This window comes from Serinibacter arcticus, assembly GCF_003121705.1.
GTDB lineage: Bacteria > Actinomycetota > Actinomycetes > Actinomycetales > Beutenbergiaceae > Litorihabitans.
In genome coordinates this window covers 2,404,819-2,422,706 of the sequence record NZ_PYHR01000002.1, presented here as the reverse complement: position 1 = coordinate 2,422,706, position 17,888 = coordinate 2,404,819, and the positions used below count along the sequence as shown (strand labels likewise).

General features: G+C 73.2%; 15 protein-coding genes. 13 read left to right on the top strand and 2 right to left on the bottom strand.

Annotated features, from left to right (window positions below):
* Positions 1 to 2: 2 nt before the first annotated feature.
* The gene (locus C8046_RS10940) at positions 3 to 2,333 is read right to left on the bottom strand and encodes an MMPL family transporter (RefSeq protein WP_109229464.1); all 2,331 of its coding nucleotides are present in this window, start codon (positions 2,331 to 2,333) and stop codon (positions 3 to 5) included.
* Positions 2,334 to 2,468: 135 nt separating this feature from the next.
* Here C8046_RS10940 and C8046_RS10935 point away from each other — a divergent pair, with 135 nt between their 5' ends.
* The 8 genes from C8046_RS10935 to C8046_RS10905 all read left to right on the top strand — a co-directional run bounded on the left by C8046_RS10935 (position 2,469) and on the right by C8046_RS10905 (position 10,247).
* Positions 2,469 to 3,092 (top strand): TetR/AcrR family transcriptional regulator, encoded by a 624-nt coding sequence (locus C8046_RS10935; protein ID WP_109229463.1) that lies wholly within the window; start codon positions 2,469 to 2,471, stop codon positions 3,090 to 3,092.
* A 117-nt stretch (positions 3,093 to 3,209) separates the two neighbouring features.
* Positions 3,210 to 4,394 (top strand): inositol-3-phosphate synthase, encoded by a 1,185-nt coding sequence (locus C8046_RS10930; protein ID WP_235866287.1) that lies wholly within the window; start codon positions 3,210 to 3,212, stop codon positions 4,392 to 4,394.
* Positions 4,391 to 5,272, top strand: coding sequence for an SCO3242 family prenyltransferase (locus C8046_RS10925; protein ID WP_109229461.1), 882 nt, complete (start codon positions 4,391 to 4,393; stop codon positions 5,270 to 5,272). The genes C8046_RS10930 and C8046_RS10925 overlap by 4 nt, the downstream gene beginning before the upstream one ends.
* On the top strand, positions 5,269 to 6,162 hold the full coding sequence (locus C8046_RS18765; RefSeq protein WP_199224447.1) for a sugar phosphate isomerase/epimerase family protein: 894 nt from the start codon (positions 5,269 to 5,271) through the stop codon (positions 6,160 to 6,162). Before C8046_RS10925 ends, C8046_RS18765 begins: the two co-directional genes overlap by 4 nt.
* A complete protein-coding gene (locus C8046_RS18760; protein WP_199224446.1) occupies positions 6,159 to 6,800 on the top strand; it encodes an EboA domain-containing protein in 642 nt (213 codons plus the stop codon). Before C8046_RS18765 ends, C8046_RS18760 begins: the two co-directional genes overlap by 4 nt.
* A 2-nt stretch (positions 6,801 to 6,802) precedes the next feature.
* Complete coding sequence (locus C8046_RS10915) at positions 6,803 to 7,669, top strand: TatD family hydrolase (protein WP_109229460.1); 867 nt, start codon at positions 6,803 to 6,805, stop codon at positions 7,667 to 7,669.
* Positions 7,669 to 8,880, top strand: a complete 1,212-nt coding sequence (eboE, locus tag C8046_RS10910; protein WP_109229459.1) for a metabolite traffic protein EboE — start codon at positions 7,669 to 7,671, stop codon at positions 8,878 to 8,880. The genes C8046_RS10915 and eboE overlap by 1 nt, the downstream gene beginning before the upstream one ends.
* A complete protein-coding gene (locus C8046_RS10905) occupies positions 8,877 to 10,247 on the top strand; it encodes an alkaline phosphatase family protein (RefSeq protein ID WP_109229458.1) in 1,371 nt (456 codons plus the stop codon). The genes eboE and C8046_RS10905 overlap by 4 nt, the downstream gene beginning before the upstream one ends.
* A gap of 30 nt (positions 10,248 to 10,277) precedes the next feature.
* Here the strand turns inward: C8046_RS10905 and C8046_RS10900 are convergent, their stop codons facing one another.
* Positions 10,278 to 11,468 (bottom strand): ROK family protein, encoded by a 1,191-nt coding sequence (locus tag C8046_RS10900; protein WP_109229457.1) that lies wholly within the window; start codon positions 11,466 to 11,468, stop codon positions 10,278 to 10,280.
* A gap of 276 nt (positions 11,469 to 11,744) precedes the next feature.
* Between C8046_RS10900 and C8046_RS10895 the strand changes: the two genes are divergently transcribed.
* From C8046_RS10895 to C8046_RS10875, 5 genes are all read left to right on the top strand, one after another.
* Positions 11,745 to 13,229 carry a sugar ABC transporter ATP-binding protein gene (locus C8046_RS10895; RefSeq protein ID WP_235866286.1) on the top strand — a complete coding sequence of 495 codons (1,485 nt, stop codon included), beginning with the start codon at positions 11,745 to 11,747 and terminating at the stop codon, positions 13,227 to 13,229.
* Complete coding sequence (locus tag C8046_RS10890) at positions 13,226 to 14,278, top strand: ABC transporter permease (RefSeq protein ID WP_419183555.1); 1,053 nt, start codon at positions 13,226 to 13,228, stop codon at positions 14,276 to 14,278. Before C8046_RS10895 ends, C8046_RS10890 begins: the two co-directional genes overlap by 4 nt.
* Positions 14,279 to 14,446: 168 nt before the next feature.
* Positions 14,447 to 15,487: a substrate-binding domain-containing protein gene (locus tag C8046_RS10885; RefSeq protein ID WP_109229455.1), complete on the top strand. Its 1,041-nt coding sequence runs from the start codon at positions 14,447 to 14,449 to the stop codon at positions 15,485 to 15,487.
* Positions 15,488 to 15,574: 87 nt separating this feature from the next.
* Positions 15,575 to 16,789 (top strand): Gfo/Idh/MocA family protein, encoded by a 1,215-nt coding sequence (locus tag C8046_RS10880; RefSeq protein WP_109229454.1) that lies wholly within the window; start codon positions 15,575 to 15,577, stop codon positions 16,787 to 16,789.
* Between the two features lie 87 nt (positions 16,790 to 16,876).
* Positions 16,877 to 17,881, top strand: coding sequence for a sugar phosphate isomerase/epimerase family protein (locus C8046_RS10875; RefSeq protein WP_109229453.1), 1,005 nt, complete (start codon positions 16,877 to 16,879; stop codon positions 17,879 to 17,881).
* The last annotated feature ends 7 nt before the right edge of the window (positions 17,882 to 17,888 follow it).

Sequence of the window (17,888 nt, the reverse complement as noted above, 5' to 3'; positions counted from 1 at the left end):
GCTCAGCGGACGGGCGCGGGCTCCGGGTCCGCGACCTCGCCGCCGGCCGACGGCAGCGGGTGGCTGCGCTCGAGCGCGGCACCCTCGACGTCGACGTTCGGGACGATGCGGTCGAGCCAGCGCGGCAGCCACCAGGCCTTCTCGCCGAACAGGTGCATGAGCGCCGGCACGATGAGCATGCGGACGACGAAGGCGTCGAACAGCACGCCGATCGCGAGGCCGAAGCCGAGCGGCCGGACCATCGCCAGGTGGGAGAAGACGAACCCGCCGAAGACCGAGACCATGATGATCGCGGCGGCCGTCACGACGGCGCGACCGCTGCGGCGACCGGCCACCACGGCGGCCCGGGCGGGCATGCCGTGCACGTACGCCTCGCGCATGCCCGAGACCAGGAAGAGCTGGTAGTCCATCGCGAGCCCGAACAGCACGCCCATGATGATGATCGGGGCGAAGCTCAGCACCGGACCGGGCGTCTCGACGCCGAACAGGGCGCCGAGCCAGCCCCACTGGTAGACCGCGACGATCGCACCGAAGGCCGCGACCAGCGACAGCACGTAGCCGGCCGTCGCGATGAGCGGCACCAGCAGCGATCGGAAGACGACGATCAGGATGATCAGCGAGAGTCCGACGACGACGAGCAGGTAGATCGGCAGGGCGTCGGCGAGCTTGTCCGAGATGTCGATGTTTCCGCTGGCCGCCCCGGCGACGCCGAGCTCGACGTCGCCGTCGAGCGGGGAGGCGGCCCGCAGGTCGTGGACGAGCTGCTCGGTCGCCTCGCTGGCGGGGCCGTCCGTGGGCACGACCTGGAACAGCAGGAAGGTGCCGTCCTCCGACGCCCCGGCGGGGGCGACGGCGGAGATGCCGTCCTGCGCGAGCAGGGTGTCGGCGAGGTCGGCCTGGGCGATGGTCAGCATCTCGGCCGGCACCGCCTCGGGGAGCGACGCGGTCACGACGATCGGGCCGTTCTGACCGGCGCCGAACTTCTCGGCGACGGTGGAGTAGGAGCGGTACTGCGTCGTGTCCTGGGCCTCGGTCGAGCCGTCGGGCAGGCCGAGGCGCATGTCGAGCGCCGGGATCGCGACGACGAGGAGCGCGAGCACGCCGACGACGCCGCCGATGACCGCGCGACCGGTGCGCATCGGGGTGGGCGTGGCGTCGGTGTGGTGGTCCTGACCGACGGTCGCGCGGGCGCGGCGGGCGAGGACCTTCGGGCCGAGCAGGCCGAGCAGCGCCGGCGTGAGGCTGACCGAGACGAGGACGGCCACGAGGACGCAGACCGCGCCGACCGTGCCCATGACGCCGAGGAAGCCGATGCCGGTGACGTTGAGCGCCAGCAGCGCGATGACCACGGTGGAGCCGGCGAAGACGACGGCGTTGCCCGCGGTGCCGTTCGCCAGGCCGATGGACTCGCGCACGTCCATGCCGGACAGGAGCTGGCGGCGGTGGCGGTTGATGATGAACAGGGAGTAGTCGATGCCGACGGCGAGCCCGAGCATCACGCCCAGCACCGGGGTCACGGACGACATCTCGACGGCGCCGGAGAAGGCCATCGCGCCGGCGACGCCGACGCCGACCCCGACGATCGAGGAGATCAGCGGCGTGAGGGCGGGCACGAGCGAGCGGAACATGACGACGAGGACGATCAGCGCCACCAGGACGCCGATGATCTCGCCCGGTCCCACCAGGCCGTCGACCGACTGCGTGAGCTCGGCGGAGTAGTCCACGGTGACGCCGTCGATCGCGTTGGCGTCGAGCTCGGTGGTGACCGACTCCTTCACCTCGGTCGACAGGTCGAACGTGCTCGCCTCGAAGACGACGGTCCCGAGAGCGGTCGTGCCGTCCTCGGAGAGGGTGCGCAGGTTCGCGGCCGCGGCCAGGAGGCGCTCGCCGGCGTCGATCTGGGCGCCGCCGGCGGCAGCCTGCTGGTCGGCGGGGAGCTGGTCGATCATGGCGCGCCCGGCGGCGAGCTCCTCGGCCTGCGCGGCACGCATGACCTCGGTGGCGAACGGGTCGACGACGTCGCCGACGCCGTCCAGCTCTCGCACGCCGTCGAGGGCGGCGGTGATCTCCGCCTGCTGCTCGGCGGTGAGGGCGCCGTCGTCGGCGGAGAAGACGACCGTGCCGGTGGCGCCGCCGGCGCCGCCCAGCTCGTCCGCGATCTCGTCGGTGACCCGGGAGGTCTCGGTGCCGGGGATGCTGAAGGTGGTGGCGAGCGTGCCGCCGAAGGCGAGGAAGGAGCCGCCGGCGACGGCGAGCACGGCGACCCAGCCGAGCAGGACCTGCCAGGCCCGCCGCGAGGCGAAGATTCCGAGTCGGTACAGGAGACGTGCCACGAGGCGCCTTTCATCGGGATGCGGTCGACAGGCGCGTCACTGGGCCCGGCGACCACCTTAATCGACAAGTGTCGGAATAGCGACAGTTGTGGCATAAGTCCTGCGTCACGGCTCCGGGCCTGCAAGGATGCGGGGGTGGACCCCCGAATCGCCCGTACGCGGCGCAGCCTCCAGCGGGCGATGCTCGCCCTGGCGAGCGAGCGCGACCTGGAGGACTTCACGGTCGCCGACATCGTCGAGCGGGCCGAGGTCAACCGCAGCAGCTTCTACCAGCACTACTCCGACAAGGACACGCTGCTGGCCGACGCGATCGACCACGCGATGCAGGAGGACGGCGCCGACCTCCCGCCGCTGCTCGACCTGGTCGACGACAGCCCGCCCTCGGCGCTGGTGGTCTACCTCCAGCACTTCGAGGCCTACGCCGCCGTCTACGCGCGGGTGTTCGGCGAGCGAGGCTCGCCGGTCGCCGTCGCGCGGCTGCAGGGTCGCGTGCGGGAGATCGCGCGCGACGCGATCGAGCACTCGGGCACGACGGCGTTCGGCGGGATGCCGGTGGACGTCGCGGCCGCCGGGGTGGCCGGATCGGTGACCGGCGTGCTCGGGGCGTGGATCGCGCTGGAGCCGCGGCCGACGGTCGGGACGGCGGCTGCCTGGATCTGGCAGGTGCTGGTCGGACCGGGGGAGCTCGGGCTCGGGGGGGCCGAATCGGAGGGCACATGTGGCGAGAAGGAACGGAAGTCCGCGTCGGGCTCCCCATAGTTTTCTTGACCGCCGACAAAAGGCGAGTACCGTGGTGGGATGCTCAATGTCGAGTCCATCACATCAGCGACCCCTCCAGCCCCGACCGGTCCGCGCCCGCCGTCCCGACGCACGGGGGTGTGGTTCGTCGGAGCCCGCGGCTCCGTCGCCGCCACCGCGACCGTCGGTCTGCTCGCCCTCCAGCGAGGCATCGTCCCGCCGACCGGGATGGTCACCGAGCTCCCTGAGCTCGAGGGCGCAGGCCTCGCCCCCCTGGGCTCGCTGCTCGTCGGGGGCCACGACGTCGCCGAGCACACCGTGGCCGAGCAGGCGAGCGCGCTCGCGCGGACCGGAGTCCTGCCGCACGGCCTCGTCGAGCTGCTCGCCGACGACCTCGCCGAGGTCGACGCCCGCATCCGGCCCGGCGCGGGCCGCGACCTCCCGCAGCGGCGGGCCGCCGACCAGCTCGTGGCCGACCTGGCCGCGTTCCGCCAGGAGCACGACCTCGAGCGCGTCGTCGTGGTCGACGTCTCCAGCACGGAGCCGCCCACGCCGCCGTCCGCCGCGCTCGAGGACCTCGAGGAGCTCGAGCGTCAGCTCGACGCCGGCCTCTCCCCGCTGCCGGTCAGCTCGCTCTACGCCTACGCCGCGTTCCGCGCCGGCTGCCCGCTCGCCGCCTTCACCCCGAGCAGCGGTCCGGCGTGCGGCGCCCTCGAGGCGTTGGCGCGCGAGGTCGGCACACCGTGGGCCGGCAGGGACGGCAAGACGGGCGAGACCCTCGTGAAGTCGGCGCTCGCCCCGATGTTCGGTCGCCGCGCCCTCAAGGTGAACTCGTGGACCGCGATGAACATCCTCGGCGGCGGGGACGGCCGGACGCTCGCCGATCCGGAGACGGCCCTCAGCAAGACCACGACCAAGGGGCTGACCGTCTCCAAGATCCTGGGCTACCCGGTGGAGGGGCCCGTGCGCATCGACTACGTCGCGGACCAGGGCGACTGGAAGACTGCCTGGGACCACGTGTCCTTCGAGGGCTTCCTCGGGACCCGGATGACGATGCAGTTCACGTGGCAGGGCGCCGACTCCGTCCTCGCGGCCCCGCTCGTGCTCGACCTCGCGCGCCTGCTGGCCCGGGCGCACGACGCGGGCGAGCGCGGCCCGCTCCCGGCGCTCGGCTTCTTCTTCAAGGAGCCGATCGCGGCCGACACCCACGCCCTCGACGAGCAGTGGCACGCGCTCACCGCCTGGGTGGCGGCGCTGCCGGCCCCGGTCGCAGCTGCGGGCCAGGCCCAGGCCCCGGCACAGGCGCCGCGGACCACGGCGTGACTCCGCGCCGACCCACGGCGGCGGACCTCGTCGAGCTCGTCCGGCTGCCCGCCGTCCTCTCGGTCCCCGGTGACGCCCTCGCCGGTGCCGCGGCGTCGGGCTGGCCGGCCGGTCGCCGGACGGCCGTCGCGCCGGCCGCCGCGTCCTGCCTCTACCTCGCCGGGATGGCGCTGAACGACTACTCCGACCGCGAGCTCGACGCGCACGAGCGCCCGGAGCGCCCGATCCCGTCCGGACGCGTCACCCCCGGCACCGCGCTCGCGCTCGCGGGCGGCCTGACGGGGGCGGGGCTGCTGCTCGCCACCGGTCTCGGCCGCCGGGGGTTCGGCGTCGCGGCCGCGCTGGCGGCGACCGTGTGGACGTACGACCTCGTGGCGAAGCCGACCCCGCTCGGCCCGGCCGTGATGGGCCTCGCCCGCGGCCTCGACGTGATGCTCGGGGCGTGCGGCGACCGCGCGGCCGTCCCGACGGCGCTCGCGACCGGGGCCCACACGGTCGCCGTGACCGCGCTCGCCCGCGGCGAGGTGCACGGCTCGAGCCCGGTCGTCGCGTGGTCGGCGGTGGCGACGACGGCGGGGGTGGCCGGTGCGACCGTCGCCGGTTCGCTCGTCGGGGACCACCGACCCTCCTGGCCGGACCGTGCGGTGACAGCCGGGTTCGCCGCCCTGTACGGCGTCACCGTGGGGCGTGCCCAGGTGGCCGCGGCGGCCTCGCCCGACGCGGTCACGGTCCGCAGCGCCACCCGCACCGGGATCGGCGGCCTCCTGCCGCTGCAGGCCGCGCAGCTCGCGGCGGCCGCGGCCCCCGCGGTCGGCCTCGTGCTCGTGGCGGCGGCCCCGCTCCTGCGCAGCCTCGCCCGCCGGGTGGCGACGACGTGATCCCCGCCTACGGCACCAACGGTCTGACGGACCACCGGCTCGACGACGCGCTGCGCCTGCTCGCGGACCTCGGCTACGGCGGGGTGGCGCTCACGCTCGACCACGCCCACCTCGACCCGTTCGCGCCCGACGTCGCCGCCCGGGTGCGCCACGTCGCGGGGGCGCTGGAGGCGGCCGGCCTCGCCGTCGTCATCGAGACGGGGGCCCGCTACCTGCTCGACCCCCGCCACAAGCACCACCCCACCCTGGTCTCCGACACGGGCCGCGAGCGGCGCACGGACCTGCTGCTGCGCGCCGTCGACATCGCGGTGGACCTCGGGTCCCCCGTGGTGCACCTGTGGTCGGGGATCCTTCCCGACGGGGTGTCCGACGCCGTGGCGTGGGACCGCGTGCTCACCACCCTGGACCCGGTGATCGACGCCGCGGAACGCGCGGGCGTCACGCTCGCCGTCGAGCCCGAGCCGGGCATGTTCCTGGAGCGGGCGGCCGACGTCGACGAGCTCCTCCGGCGCGCCGGCCGCCCGGAGCGGCTCCGGATGACGCTCGATCTCGGTCACCTGACGTGCAACGAGGAGGACCCGGTCGCCGTCGTGCGCACCCACGGGGCCCGGGTGGTCCACGTGCAGGTGGACGACATGCGGCCCGGGGTGCACGAGCACCTCGAGCTGGGCGACGGCGACGTCGACCTGCCCCCGCTGCTGCGCGCGCTCGCCGACGCGGGCTACGACGGGCTGCTGAGCGTCGAGCTCGCCAGGCACAACCACGCCGCGCCCCGGGTCGCCACCAGCTCCCTCGCCGCCCTCCGCCTGGCCGCCGGCCGGGCCGGGGTGGCGCTCGGAGGCCCGCGCGAGGCTGGAACGACGACGACGTCGAGGAGGACGGACGCATGACCACCACGACCACCCTGAACACCGAGCGACTGACCGAGCAGCGCGCGCGGGTGCGGACGGATCCGGGCGTGCTCCCGGTGCTGTTCGCGGCCGCGGCGCGCACGCTGGGCCGCGGTCCGGGCCCGACGACCGGCGAGGAGGATCCCGACGGACTGCTGCACGCCCGGCTGGAGGACCTCGGGCGCCGCGAGCTGCTGCTCGCCTGGCGACCCGTCGCCGGCTCGCCGGAGCAGGCCGTCGAGGTCCTGGCGGACCTGTACCACCACGGCGACAGCGACGAGCGCCGCGCCGTGCTGCGCGCGCTGCCCGACCTCGATCTCGGAGCGGCCGCCCTCGACCTGGTGCGCGACGCGCTCCGCACGAACGACACGCGGCTGGTCGCGGCCGCCGTCGGCCCGTACGGCGGGGCCCACCTGCCCGAGCCGGAGTGGCGCCACGCGGTGCTGAAGTGCCTGTTCGTCGGGGTCCCGCTCGCCGCCGTCGACGGTCTCGACGAGCGGACCGACCCCGAGCTCGTCCGGATGGCGGCGGGCCTGGCCGCCGAGCGCGAGGCCGCCGGCCGCGTCGTCTCCGAGGACACCCGCCGCCTCCTGTCCGCCCCCACCACCTCCGGGTCCATCCCCTCCGAGAAGGAGTGATCGTGCGCATCTTCGATCCCCACATCCACATGACCTCGCGCACCACCGACGACTACCGCGCCATGTACGACGCCGGGGTCCGGGCCGTCACCGAGCCCGCGTTCTGGCTGGGCCAGCCGCGCACGTCCGTCGACTCGTTCCTGGACTACTTCGACGGCCTGCTCGGCTGGGAGCGGTTCCGGGCCTCCCGGTTCGGGATCGCCCACCACGCGACGATCGGCCTGAACCCCAAGGAGGCCAACGACCCGCGCTGCATCGGCGTGCTCGAGAAGCTCCCGCGGTACCTCGCCAAGGACGGCGTGGTCGCCGTCGGCGAGACGGGGTTCGACTCCATGACGCCGGAGGAGGAGCACGCGTTCGTGCGCCAGCTGGAGCTGGCGGGCGAGCACGAGCTCCCCGTGCTCGTGCACACGCCGCACCGCGACAAGGAGGCGGGCACGCTGCGCACGCTCGAGATCGTGGCGCAGTCGGGGCTCGCCCCGGCCGACGTCGTCGTGGACCACCTCAACGAGCGGACGGTCGACGTCGTGCTCGACTCGGGCGCCTGGGCGGGCTTCTCGATCTACCCGGACACGAAGATGTCCCCGGACCGGATGGTGTCGATCCTGCAGCGCGTGGGTCTCGACCGGATCCTGGTCAACTCGGCCGCCGACTGGGGGCACAGCGACCCGCTGACCACGCACCACACAGGCACGGCGATGCTCGCGGCCGGGTTCACCGACGACGACGTCGACCGCGTCCTGTGGCGCAACCCGGTGGAGTTCTACGGCCGCAGCGGGCGGCTGGTGCTCCAGGAGCCGGGGTCCGACGCCGCCCCGGCGACCGAGTTCGCCGGCAACTCCCTGGCGCGCGGGGAGGCGATCGGCTGATGCGGCTGCAGCACCCCTCCGGCCGGACCGTCCACCTCGGCTACTGCACCAACGTCCACGCCGCGCACGACGTCGACGGCATCGTCACCCAGCTCGCGACCTACGCGCGGCCCGTGCGCGAGCGGCTCGGGACGTCGTCGCTGAGCGTCGGCACGTGGCTGTCGGCCGATGCGGTCCACACGCTGCGGCACGACGCCGGGGCCCTGGCGCGCCTGCGCGACGGGCTGCGCGAGGCCGGGGGCGAGGTCGTCACCGTCAACGCTTTCCCCTACGGCGCGTTCCAGGCGCCCGTGGTCAAGCACGCCGTCTACCACCCGGACTGGACCACCACCGAGCGGCTCACCTACACGGCCGACGCCGCCTGGGTGCTCGCGCGGCTGCTTCCCGACGACGTGGCGCGCGGCTCGATCTCGACCCTCCCGCTCGCGTGGCGCGAGCCGTGGGACGCGGCCGGGTCCGCCGTCGCGCGGGACAACCTCGCCCGGCTGACCGACGAGCTCGCGGCGATCGAGCGCGAGACCGGCCGCAGCATCCAGGTCGGGCTCGAGCCCGAGCCCGGCTGCGTCGTGGAGACCGTGGAGCAGGCGGTCGTCGCGCTCGACGGGCTCGACACCTCCCGGCTCGGCGTCTGCCTCGACCTGTGCCACCTGGCGACGGGGTTCGGCACGGCGTCGGACGCCGTCGACCGGCTCGCCGCCGCCGGTGTCCCGATCGTCAAGGCGCAGGTGTCCGCGGCGCTGCACGTCGAGGACCCGGCCGACGACGAGTCCCGCGCGGCGCTGGCGGAGTTCGCCGAGGACCGGTTCCTGCACCAGGTCCGGGTCCCCGCGGGCTCCGGGGTGAGCGACCCCGCCGAGGACGGCTGGGACGACCTGCCGGACGCGCTGGGATCGGCGAGCGGCGCGACGGCCGCCGCGACCGGCGCCGCGACCGACCCGTGGCGCGTCCACTTCCACGTGCCGCTGCACGCCGAGGCCCAGGCCCCCGGCCTGCGGAGCACCACCGCCGAGCTGCGCGACTCGTTGGACGTGCTGCTCGGCGGCCCCGCGCCGCTGGTCGACCACCTCGAGGTCGAGAGCTACACCTGGGGCGTGCTGCCGGCGGCCCAGCGCCCGACGACCGACGCCGCGCTCGTGGCCGGCATCGCCGCGGAGCTCGCCTGGGCCTCCGACCACCTCGCCACCCTCGGCCTGACCCCGGAGCTCGCATGACCAAGATCCTCGTCCTCGACGTGGTCGGCCTGACGCCGAGCGCGCTGCAGCACATGCCGCACCTGCGCGCGGTCGGCGCGGCCGGCTTCCAGGCGGAGCTCGGCACCGTGCTCCCGGCCGTCACGTGCTCGGTGCAGTCGACCTTCCTCACCGGCACGCTCCCCTCCGAGCACGGCGCCGTCGGCAACGGCTGGTTCTTCCGCGACCTCGGCGAGGTGCTGCTGTGGCGGCAGCACCACCGGCTCGTGGCGGGGGAGAAGGTGTGGGAGACGATCCGGCGCTCGCGGCCGGACTACCGCGTCGCCAACGTCTGCTGGTGGTACGCGATGGGCTCGACGGCGGACTCGACCGTCACGCCGCGGCCCGTCTACCACGCGGACGGCCGCAAGGACCCCGACTTCTGGTCGTGGCCGCCCGAGCTCCACGACGAGCTCGAGAGCGAGAACGGGCCGTTCCCGCTCTTCACCTACTGGGGGCCGACGGCGAGCATCGCCTCCTCGCGCTGGATCATCGCCGCGACGCGGCGGATGCTGCCCACGCACGACCTCACGCTCTCCTACGTGCCGCACCTGGACTACGACCACCAGCGCTACGGGCCCGAGAGCCCGCAGGGCGTGCGCGCCGCCAAGGAGCTCGACGCCGAGCTGGCCCCGCTGCTCGACGACGCCCGCGCGCTCGGCGTGCGCGTCGTCGTCCTGAGCGAGTACGGCATCACCCCCGTGGACCAGCCGGTGGACATCAACCGGGCGCTGCGCCGCGCGGGGCTGCTGCACGTCCACCACAACGCGACCGGGGAGCTGCTGGACCCGTGGACCTCGCGGGCGTTCGCCGTCGCCGACCACCAGGTGGCGCACGTCTACGTGCACGACCCCGACGACCTGCCCGAGGTGGCGGCGCTGCTGCGCGACCTGCCGGGGGTCGAGCAGGTGCTCGACGCCGCCGGGAAGGCGGCGGCGGGTCTGGACCACGACCGGGCGGGCGACCTCGTCGTCGTGAGCGAGCCGCAGGCCTGGTTCACCTACTACTACTGGCTCGACGACGATCGCGCGCCCGACTTCGCGCGCGCCGTCGAGATCCACAAGAAGCCGGGCTACGACCCGGCCGAGCTGTTCTTCGACCCGGACGACCGCTGGGTGAAGGCGCGGGCGGCCTCCACGCTGATCCGCAAGAAGGCGGGGCTGCGGTACTCGATGCAGGTCGTCCCGCTCGACCCGTCTCCGGTGCGCGGGAGCCACGGCCGACTGCCGGAGGACCCCCGCCACGCGCCGGTGCTGCTGTGCGACGACGCGGCGTTCGCGCGCGATCGCGTCGAGGCCGTGCAGGTGCGTGACCTGCTGCTCGAGCTCGCGGGGGTGGAGCCGCGCTAGCGAGCCCGGCGGTCGCGGGCGGCCGACGCCTCAGGCCGCGAGGGCGTCCACGGCCGCGATCGAGAGCATCTCGTCGATGGCGAGCATGCTGGCTCCGAGGATGCCGGCCGCGCCACCGGTCCGCGCCGTGACGATCCGCAGGTGCTGCGTGGCCAGCGGGAGCGACCGCTGGTAGACGACCTCCCGGATCCCGGCGATGAGGTGGTCCCCGGACTCGGCGAGCACGCCGCCGACGACGATCAGCGACGGGTTGACCATGCTGACGCAGCTGGCGAGCACGGTCCCGATGAGGCGTCCGGCGGAGCGGACGGCGTGCCGCGCGGGCAGGTTCCCTGCGCGCGCGAGGGCCGCGACGTCGGCGCTAACGGTGGCGTCGACGCCCTGCTCCCGCAGCTCGGCAGCGAGGGCGCCCCCACCGGCGACCGCCTCGAGGCAACCGACGTTGCCGCAGCGGCAGGGGGTGGTGAGCCCGTCGCTCGGGCTGATGTGGCCGATGTCGCCGGCGGCGCCCTGGGCGCCCCGCCGCAGGTCGCCGTCGAGGATGAGCCCGGCGCCGATGCCGGTGGCGACCTTGACGAAGAGCAGGTTCTCGACCTCGGGCCACGCGTGGCGGTGCTCGCCGAGGGCCATGAGGTTGACGTCGTTGTCGACGAACGCGGGCACGCCCAGGAGGTCGGTGAGGATGTCGGGGACCGCCGCACCGTCCCAGCCGGGCATGATCGGCGGGTTGATGGGGTGACCGGTCGACTGCTCGACCGGGCCGGGGAGTCCGGCCCCGACGCACAGCAGGTCCTCGGGGGCGCGGCCGGCCTCGACCAGGAGACGCCGGCCGGCGTCGGCGGCCCACGACAGGACGACGTCCGGACCGGCGGCGATGTCGATCGCGTCGTCGCTGCTGGCCAGCACCTTGCCCGCGAGATCGGTGAGGCCGAGCCGGCCGTGCGTGGCGCCGAGGTCGATGGCCAGCACGACGCGGGAGGTCGGGTTGAACGCGAACGACGTGGAGGGTCGGCCGCCCGTCGAGCTCGCCTCGGGCACGGGCGCGATCAGCTCGCTCGCCAGGAGGGCGTCCAGCCGGGAGGTGATCGTCGAACGGGCGTGACCGGTGAGGGTGGCCAGCTCGGTCCGGGTCCGTGACCGACCGTCACGGAAGATCTGGAACAGCTCGCCGGTGCCGGCCGATCGCGCGATCGTGCGCGGCCTCACGGTGTCCGTCGTCATCCGTCTACCTCTCCTCGGGAGCCTTCCCTGGATCCCCTCCCGTGGCGTCGATCGACGGGAGAGCCGCAGACTCACGGCTCCGGGCCGGGGTTCTGCGCGGGCCCCTGGCGCCGCGGTGATGCCCGTGACTCTAGGGACCGTGCCGCACGTCGTCCAACTTGTCGGCGTGCCGCACATCCGTGACACGAATGTTACCCACTTACGTTGACACTCGGCGGAAGGTGTCGTTAGTGTCGCCGTATGGTCACAGAGGACCCGCCAGCGGAGCTGCTGGAGATGAACGCAATCGTCAAGGAGTTCCCCGGAGTTCGGGCTCTCGACGGTGTCGATCTGCACGTCGTGCCCGGTGAGGTCCACTGCCTCCTCGGTCAGAACGGTGCGGGCAAGTCGACGCTGATCAAGGTGCTCGCCGGAGCTCATCAGCCGACCGCGGGCGAGATCCGCTGGAAGGGCGAGGTCGTCAAGCTGACCTCGACGGCGGCCGCCCTCAAGATGGGCATCGCCACGATCTTCCAGGAGCTCGACGTCGTCGACGGCCTGACAGTGACGGAGAACATCTTCCTGGGCAACGAGCTCGCCACCGGTGGCGTGCTCAAGCGCGGTGAGGCCAACCGTCGCGCCAAGGAGCTGCTCGGGCGGCTCGGCCACTCCGAGATCCGCCCGGGTCGTCTCGTCGGCTCGCTCTCCGCGGCCGGCAAGCAGGTCGTCCAGATGGCCCGCGCGCTCTCTCACGACGCGCAGCTGATGATCATGGACGAGCCGTCCGCGGTCCTGGACCAGGAGGAGGTGAACCAGCTCTTCCGTGTCGTCAACACCCTGCGCGACCACGGGGTGGCCATCGTCTACATCTCCCACCGCCTCGAGGAGATCCGGCAGATCGGTGACCGCATCACCGTCATCAAGGACGGGCGCACCGTCGCCACCTCCCTCCCCGTCTCCGAGACACCGACGGCGAAGCTCATCTCCCTGATGACCGGTCGCGACGTCGTGACGAACTTCGGCGGCGACGCCGTCGGGCCCCAGTCCGAGACGCCCGTGCTCGAGGTCGAGGACCTCGCGCTGGAGGGGACGTTCGAGCCCGTGAGCTTCTCGGTCCGACCCGGCGAGGTCGTGGGCATGGCCGGACTCGTCGGCGCCGGACGCTCCGAGATCCTCGAGACCCTCTACGGCGCACGCCGCGCCACCGCGGGATCGGTCCGCGTCAACGGCACGACGCTGCGCCGCGGTTCGGTCACCGACGCGGTGCGCCGCGGCATCGGGCTGGCGCCCGAGGAGCGCAAGAGCCAGGGGCTCCTGCTCGACGAGCCGATCTACCGCAACATCACCCTCTCGACCTTCGCCCGGTTCGCCCGGTTCGGCCTGCTCGACGAGCGCGCCGAGCGCAAGGCCGCCAAGGAGCAGGCGGTCGCGCTCCACCTGGCGCCCCCGAACGTCGAGCGCAACATCCGCACCCTCTCCGGCGGCAACCAGCAGAAGGCGATGCTCGCCCGCTGGCTCGTGCACGGCTGCGACGTGCTGCTGCTGGACGAGCCGACGCGTGGCGTCGACGTCGGGGCACGCGCCGAGATCTACCAGCTGATCCGAGAGCTCACCCGGCGCGGGACCGCGGTCGTGCTCGTCTCCAGCGAGATCGAGGAAGTCCTCGGCCTCGCGGACCGCGTGCTGGTCGTCGCCGACGGCCGCGTGGTCCACACCGGTCCCGCATCCGAGATCGACGAGCACACCGTGCTCGACCTCGTCATGGAAGGAGCACACGCGTGAGCGACAGCTCGGCTACAACGACCACGACCGACGGCGACCAGGCCCCGGTCGAGCAGACCGAGGGGCAGGCCACCCCGTCCAGGAAGCCGAAGCTGGGCGGAGGGCTGGGCCTCGGTCAGACCCTCGGTCTGGTCCTGGCGCTGGTCCTGCTCCTGGTGATCGGCACCGTCACCGCGGGTGACCGGTTCCTCAGCGTCCCCAACATGCTGGTCATCCTCCAGCAGGCCGCCGTCATCGGCGTGATCAGCGTCGGCATGACCTTCGTCATCACCGCGGGCGGCATCGACCTCTCGGTCGGGTCCGTCATGGGGCTCGCCACCGTGTGGGCCACCACGTGGGCCACGCAGAACATGGCCGGCCAGTTCGGCTGGATCGTGATGGTCCTGACCGCGGTCGCCGTCGGTGTCGCCGCCGGTCTCGTGAACGGGTTGCTCGTCGCCTACGGGCGGGTGGTGGCGTTCATCGCGACGCTCGCCATGCTGGTGGCCGCACGAGGCCTGGCGGAGATCATCTCGGGCCGCCAGACGCAGCTCGTCCGCGACTCCGGGTTCACCACCACGTTCAGCGGTGACCTCCTCGGAGTCCCGAAGATCGTCTGGATGTTCGCGCTCGTCGCGGCCGCCGGCTGGTTCGTGCTGACGCGCACCACGTTCGGCCGCCGCACGGTCGCCGTCGGTGGCAACCCCGAGGCCGCCCGCCTCGCGGGCATCAACGTCAAGCGCCACACCATGTGGGTCTTCGCGGTCGCGGGCCTGTGCGCCGGCATCGCCGCGGTGATGATGCTGTCCCGCGTCAACTCCGGCTCCTCGAGCAACGGCTACCTGTACGAGCTCGACGCGATCGCCGCCGTCGTCATCGGCGGCACGCTGCTGGCCGGTGGGCGCGGCACGATCGTCGGCACCGTGCTGGGTGTGCTGGTCTTCCAGATCCTCACCAACGTCTTCACGCAGAACAACCTCGACTCCTCGGTCCAGGCGCTGGCCAAGGGCGCGATCATCGTCATCGCCGTCCTCCTGCAGCAGCGCTTCGCGACCGTCCAGCGAAGGTAGCGACGCTCCGGCGTCGCCCTCACCCGATCGGCCCCACCGCCGATCAGCACCACCGTCCGCCCACCCTCAGCTCCACCCGCTCGACCCGCTCCACCCTGGTGGCGCCTGCCACACACCCGTTGCATTCAAGGAGGAACGCATGTCTCGCACCACCACCCCCCGCCGTCGTTGGACGGCCGTCGGAGCCCTTGCCGCCACGGCCCTGGTCCTGACCGCCTGCACCGGCAACGAGCCCCCCGCCCCGAGACCGAGCCCGCCGCCACCGGCGGTGAGTCCGCCCCCGCCGCCGGCGGCGGCGCCAACGACGAGGTCGGCGAGACCGTCACGATCGGCTTCTCCGGCCCCGCCGCCGGTCACGGCTGGATCGGCGCGATCACCCGCGGCGCGCAGGCCGAGGCCGACCGCTACGAGGACGTCGAGTTCCGCCTGTCCGAGGGCACCGACGACGTGAACGCCCAGATCGCCCAGATCGAGCAGTTCATCAACGACGACGTCGACGCCATCGTGGTGCTGCCCTTCGACGGCGCCGCTCTGACGGCCGTCGCCACCCGAGCCATGGAGGCCGGCATCCCGGTCGTCAACGTCGACCGCGAGTTCTCCAGCCCGTTCGCCGCCCGCACCACGGTGCTCGGCGACAACTACGGCATGGGCGTCTCGGCCGGGCAGTACATCTGCGAGCAGCTCGAGGGTCAGTCCGACGCCGTCGTGGCCGAGATCGCCGGCATCGACTCCCTGCCGCTGACGCAGGACCGCAGCGCCGGCTTCGCCGAGGCGCTGGGCGACTGCGGCCTCGAGGTCTCCAACCGCGTCGCCGCCGACTTCACCGTCCAGGGCGGCGAGTCCGCCACCGCCGGCCTGCTGCAGGCCGCGCCGCAGATCGACGCGATCTGGAACCACGACGACGACCAGGGCGTCGGGGTCCTCGCGGCCATCGAGAACGCCGGACGCAGCGAGTTCTTCATGGTCGGCGGCGCCGGCTCGGCGAACATGATGCGCGAGATCCAGTCGGGCGACTCGGTCGTCCAGGCCACGGTCGTCTACCCGTCCACTCAGGCCGCCGACGGCGTCCGTCTGGCCCGCCTCCTGGCGCAGCAGAAGGGCATGAGCGACCTCGTCCAGTTCGAGGTCCCGCGCGAGATCCAGCTGTTCGCCCCGGTCGTGACCCAGGACAACGTCGAGCAGTACCTGCCCATGGCGTTCGAGTCCTGATCCAGCACGGCACGTAGCGGTCGCGGTCACGGGGCCCCGAGCCACGCTCGGGGCCCCGTGGCCCACCAACCGGGAAGGACATCGAGCATGACCATCACCAGCAAGCCCGAGCTCGGCATCGCGCTCATCGGCCACGCGTTCATGGGGGCCACCCACTCGCACGCCTGGCGCACCGCGCCACGCGCCTTCGACCTTCCGCTCGAACCTCGGATGACCGTCGTCTGCGGTCGTGACGGCGAGGCCACGGCCGCGGCGGCCGAGCGACTGGGGTGGGAGGAGTCCTCCACCGACTGGCGCGAGGTCCTCACCCGCGACGACATCGACGTGGTCGACATCTGCACCCCCGGCCACACGCACGCCGAGATCGCCGTCGCCGCACTCGAGGCGGGCAAGCACGTGCTGTGCGAGAAGCCGCTGGCCAACAGCATCGCCGAGGCCGAGCAGATGACGCTGGCGGCCGAGCTCGCCGCGAGCCGCGGCGTTCGCGCGATGGTCGGCTTCACCTATCGCCGGGTGCCCGCGATCCAGCTCGCGCGGCAGCTCGTGGCGGAGGGCCGGATCGGCGAGATCCGGCACGTCCGCGCGCAGTACCTCCAGGACTGGCTCCTGGACCCCGAGGCGCCGCTGTCCTGGCGCCTGGACAAGAAGCTCGCCGGCTCCGGCGCCCTCGGAGACATCGGCTCGCACATCGTCGACCTCGTCCAGTTCATCACCGGCGAGCACCTCGAGACCGTCACCGGTGCGCTGCGCACCTTCGTCACCGAGCGGCCCGTGCAGGCCGCCTCGGGCGGCTTCACCGGTCGGGCCGGCACCGAGCGCGGCCCCGTCACGGTCGACGACGCCGCGGTGTTCCTGGCCGAGCTCTCCGGCGGTGGCCTCGGAACCTTCGAGGCGACCCGGTTCGCGACCGGTCGCAAGAACGCCATCCGCCTGGAGATCAACGGCTCACGCGGGGCGCTGAGCTTCGACTTCGAGGACATGAACGTGCTGAACGTGCTGGACACCGGCGACGACCCGCACGTGCAGGGGTTCCGCCGCGTCGTGGTGACCGAGCCCGAGCACCCCTACCTCACGGCCTGGTGGCCGCCGGGGCACGGCCTCGGCTACGACCACGGCTTCGTCAACCAGGCGGCCGACCTCGTCGGCGCCATCGCGTCGGGCCAGGACCCGACGCCGAGCTTCGCCGACGCCCTCGGCATCCAGCGGGTGCTCGACGCCGTCGAGCGCAGCTCGCAGGACCGGCGCTCGTGGGTCTCCGTGCCCGGGGCCCGGTTCGCGGCTCCCGCCCACGTGCCGGCCTGACACGACCCTGACACGACCCCGTCGCACAGGGACGTGCGGCACCCCGGCGCGCCACCCACGGCTCGCCGGCAACCGAGAGGACTGATGATGGCTCGACCGATCACGCTGTTCACCGGCCAGTGGGCCGACCTCCCCTTCGAGGAGGTGGCGCGCCTCGCGGGGGAGTGGGGCTTCGACGGTCTCGAGCTGGCCGCCTGGGGCGACCACCTCGACGTCTGGCGCGCGGCCGAGGACGACGACTACGTCGCCGACCGGCTCGCGATCCTGGAGCGCAACGGCCTGAAGGTGTGGACCGTGGCCAACCACCTCAAGGGCCAGGCCGTCTGCGACGACCCGATCGACGCGCGGCACCGCGACATCCTGCCCGACCGGATCTGGGGCGACGGCGAGCCCGAGGGCGTGCGTCAGCGCGCCGCCGAGGAGCTCAAGATGACGGCGCGCGCGGCCGCCCGCCTCGGCGCGACGACCGTGACCGGGTTCACGGGGTCCGCGATCTGGAAGTACGTCGCGATGTTCCCGCCGGTGCGTGAGGAGCTCGTGGAGGCCGGCTACCAGGACTTCGCCGACCGGTGGAACCCGATCATGGACGTGTTCGAGGAGGTGGGCGTGCGCTTCGCGCTCGAGGTCCACCCCTCGGAGATCGCCTACGACTACTGGACCACCAAGCGCACGCTCGAGGCGATCGGCCACCGCGAGAGCTTCGGCCTGAACTGGGACCCCTCGCACATGGTGTGGCAGGACCTGGACCCGGTGTCGTTCCTGTGGGACTTCGCCGACCGGATCTACCACGTCCACTGCAAGGACACGAAGAAGCGGATGACCAACGGCCGCAACGGCCGGCTCTCCTCCCACCTCGCCTGGGCCGATCCGCGTCGCGGGTGGGACTTCATCTCCACGGGCCGCGGCGACGTCCCGTGGGAGGACGCGTTCCGGATGCTCAACACCATCGGCTACACGGGCCCGCTGTCCGTGGAGTGGGAGGACGCCGGGATGGACCGTCTCGTCGGCGCGCCGCAGGCCCTGGAGTTCGTCCGCCGCTCGGCGTTCGAGCCCTCGGACGCCGCGTTCGACGCAGCCTTCTCGACCCGCTGACCGGGTC

Bases quoted from the DNA above. Each gene is read 5' to 3' on its own strand.
- C8046_RS18760 (WP_199224446.1), top strand. From the start codon at position 6,159: ATGACCACCACGACCACCCTGAACACCGAGCGACTGACCGAGCAGCGC.
- eboE (WP_109229459.1), top strand. From the start codon at position 7,669: ATGCGGCTGCAGCACCCCTCCGGCCGGACCGTCCACCTCGGCTACTGC.
- C8046_RS10905 (WP_109229458.1), top strand. From the start codon at position 8,877: ATGACCAAGATCCTCGTCCTCGACGTGGTCGGCCTGACGCCGAGCGCG.
- C8046_RS10900 (WP_109229457.1), bottom strand. From the start codon at position 11,468: ATGACGACGGACACCGTGAGGCCGCGCACGATCGCGCGATCGGCCGGC.
- C8046_RS10895 (WP_235866286.1), top strand. From the start codon at position 11,745: ATGAACGCAATCGTCAAGGAGTTCCCCGGAGTTCGGGCTCTCGACGGT.
- C8046_RS10880 (WP_109229454.1), top strand. From the start codon at position 15,575: ATGACCATCACCAGCAAGCCCGAGCTCGGCATCGCGCTCATCGGCCAC.
- C8046_RS10875 (WP_109229453.1), top strand. From the start codon at position 16,877: ATGGCTCGACCGATCACGCTGTTCACCGGCCAGTGGGCCGACCTCCCC.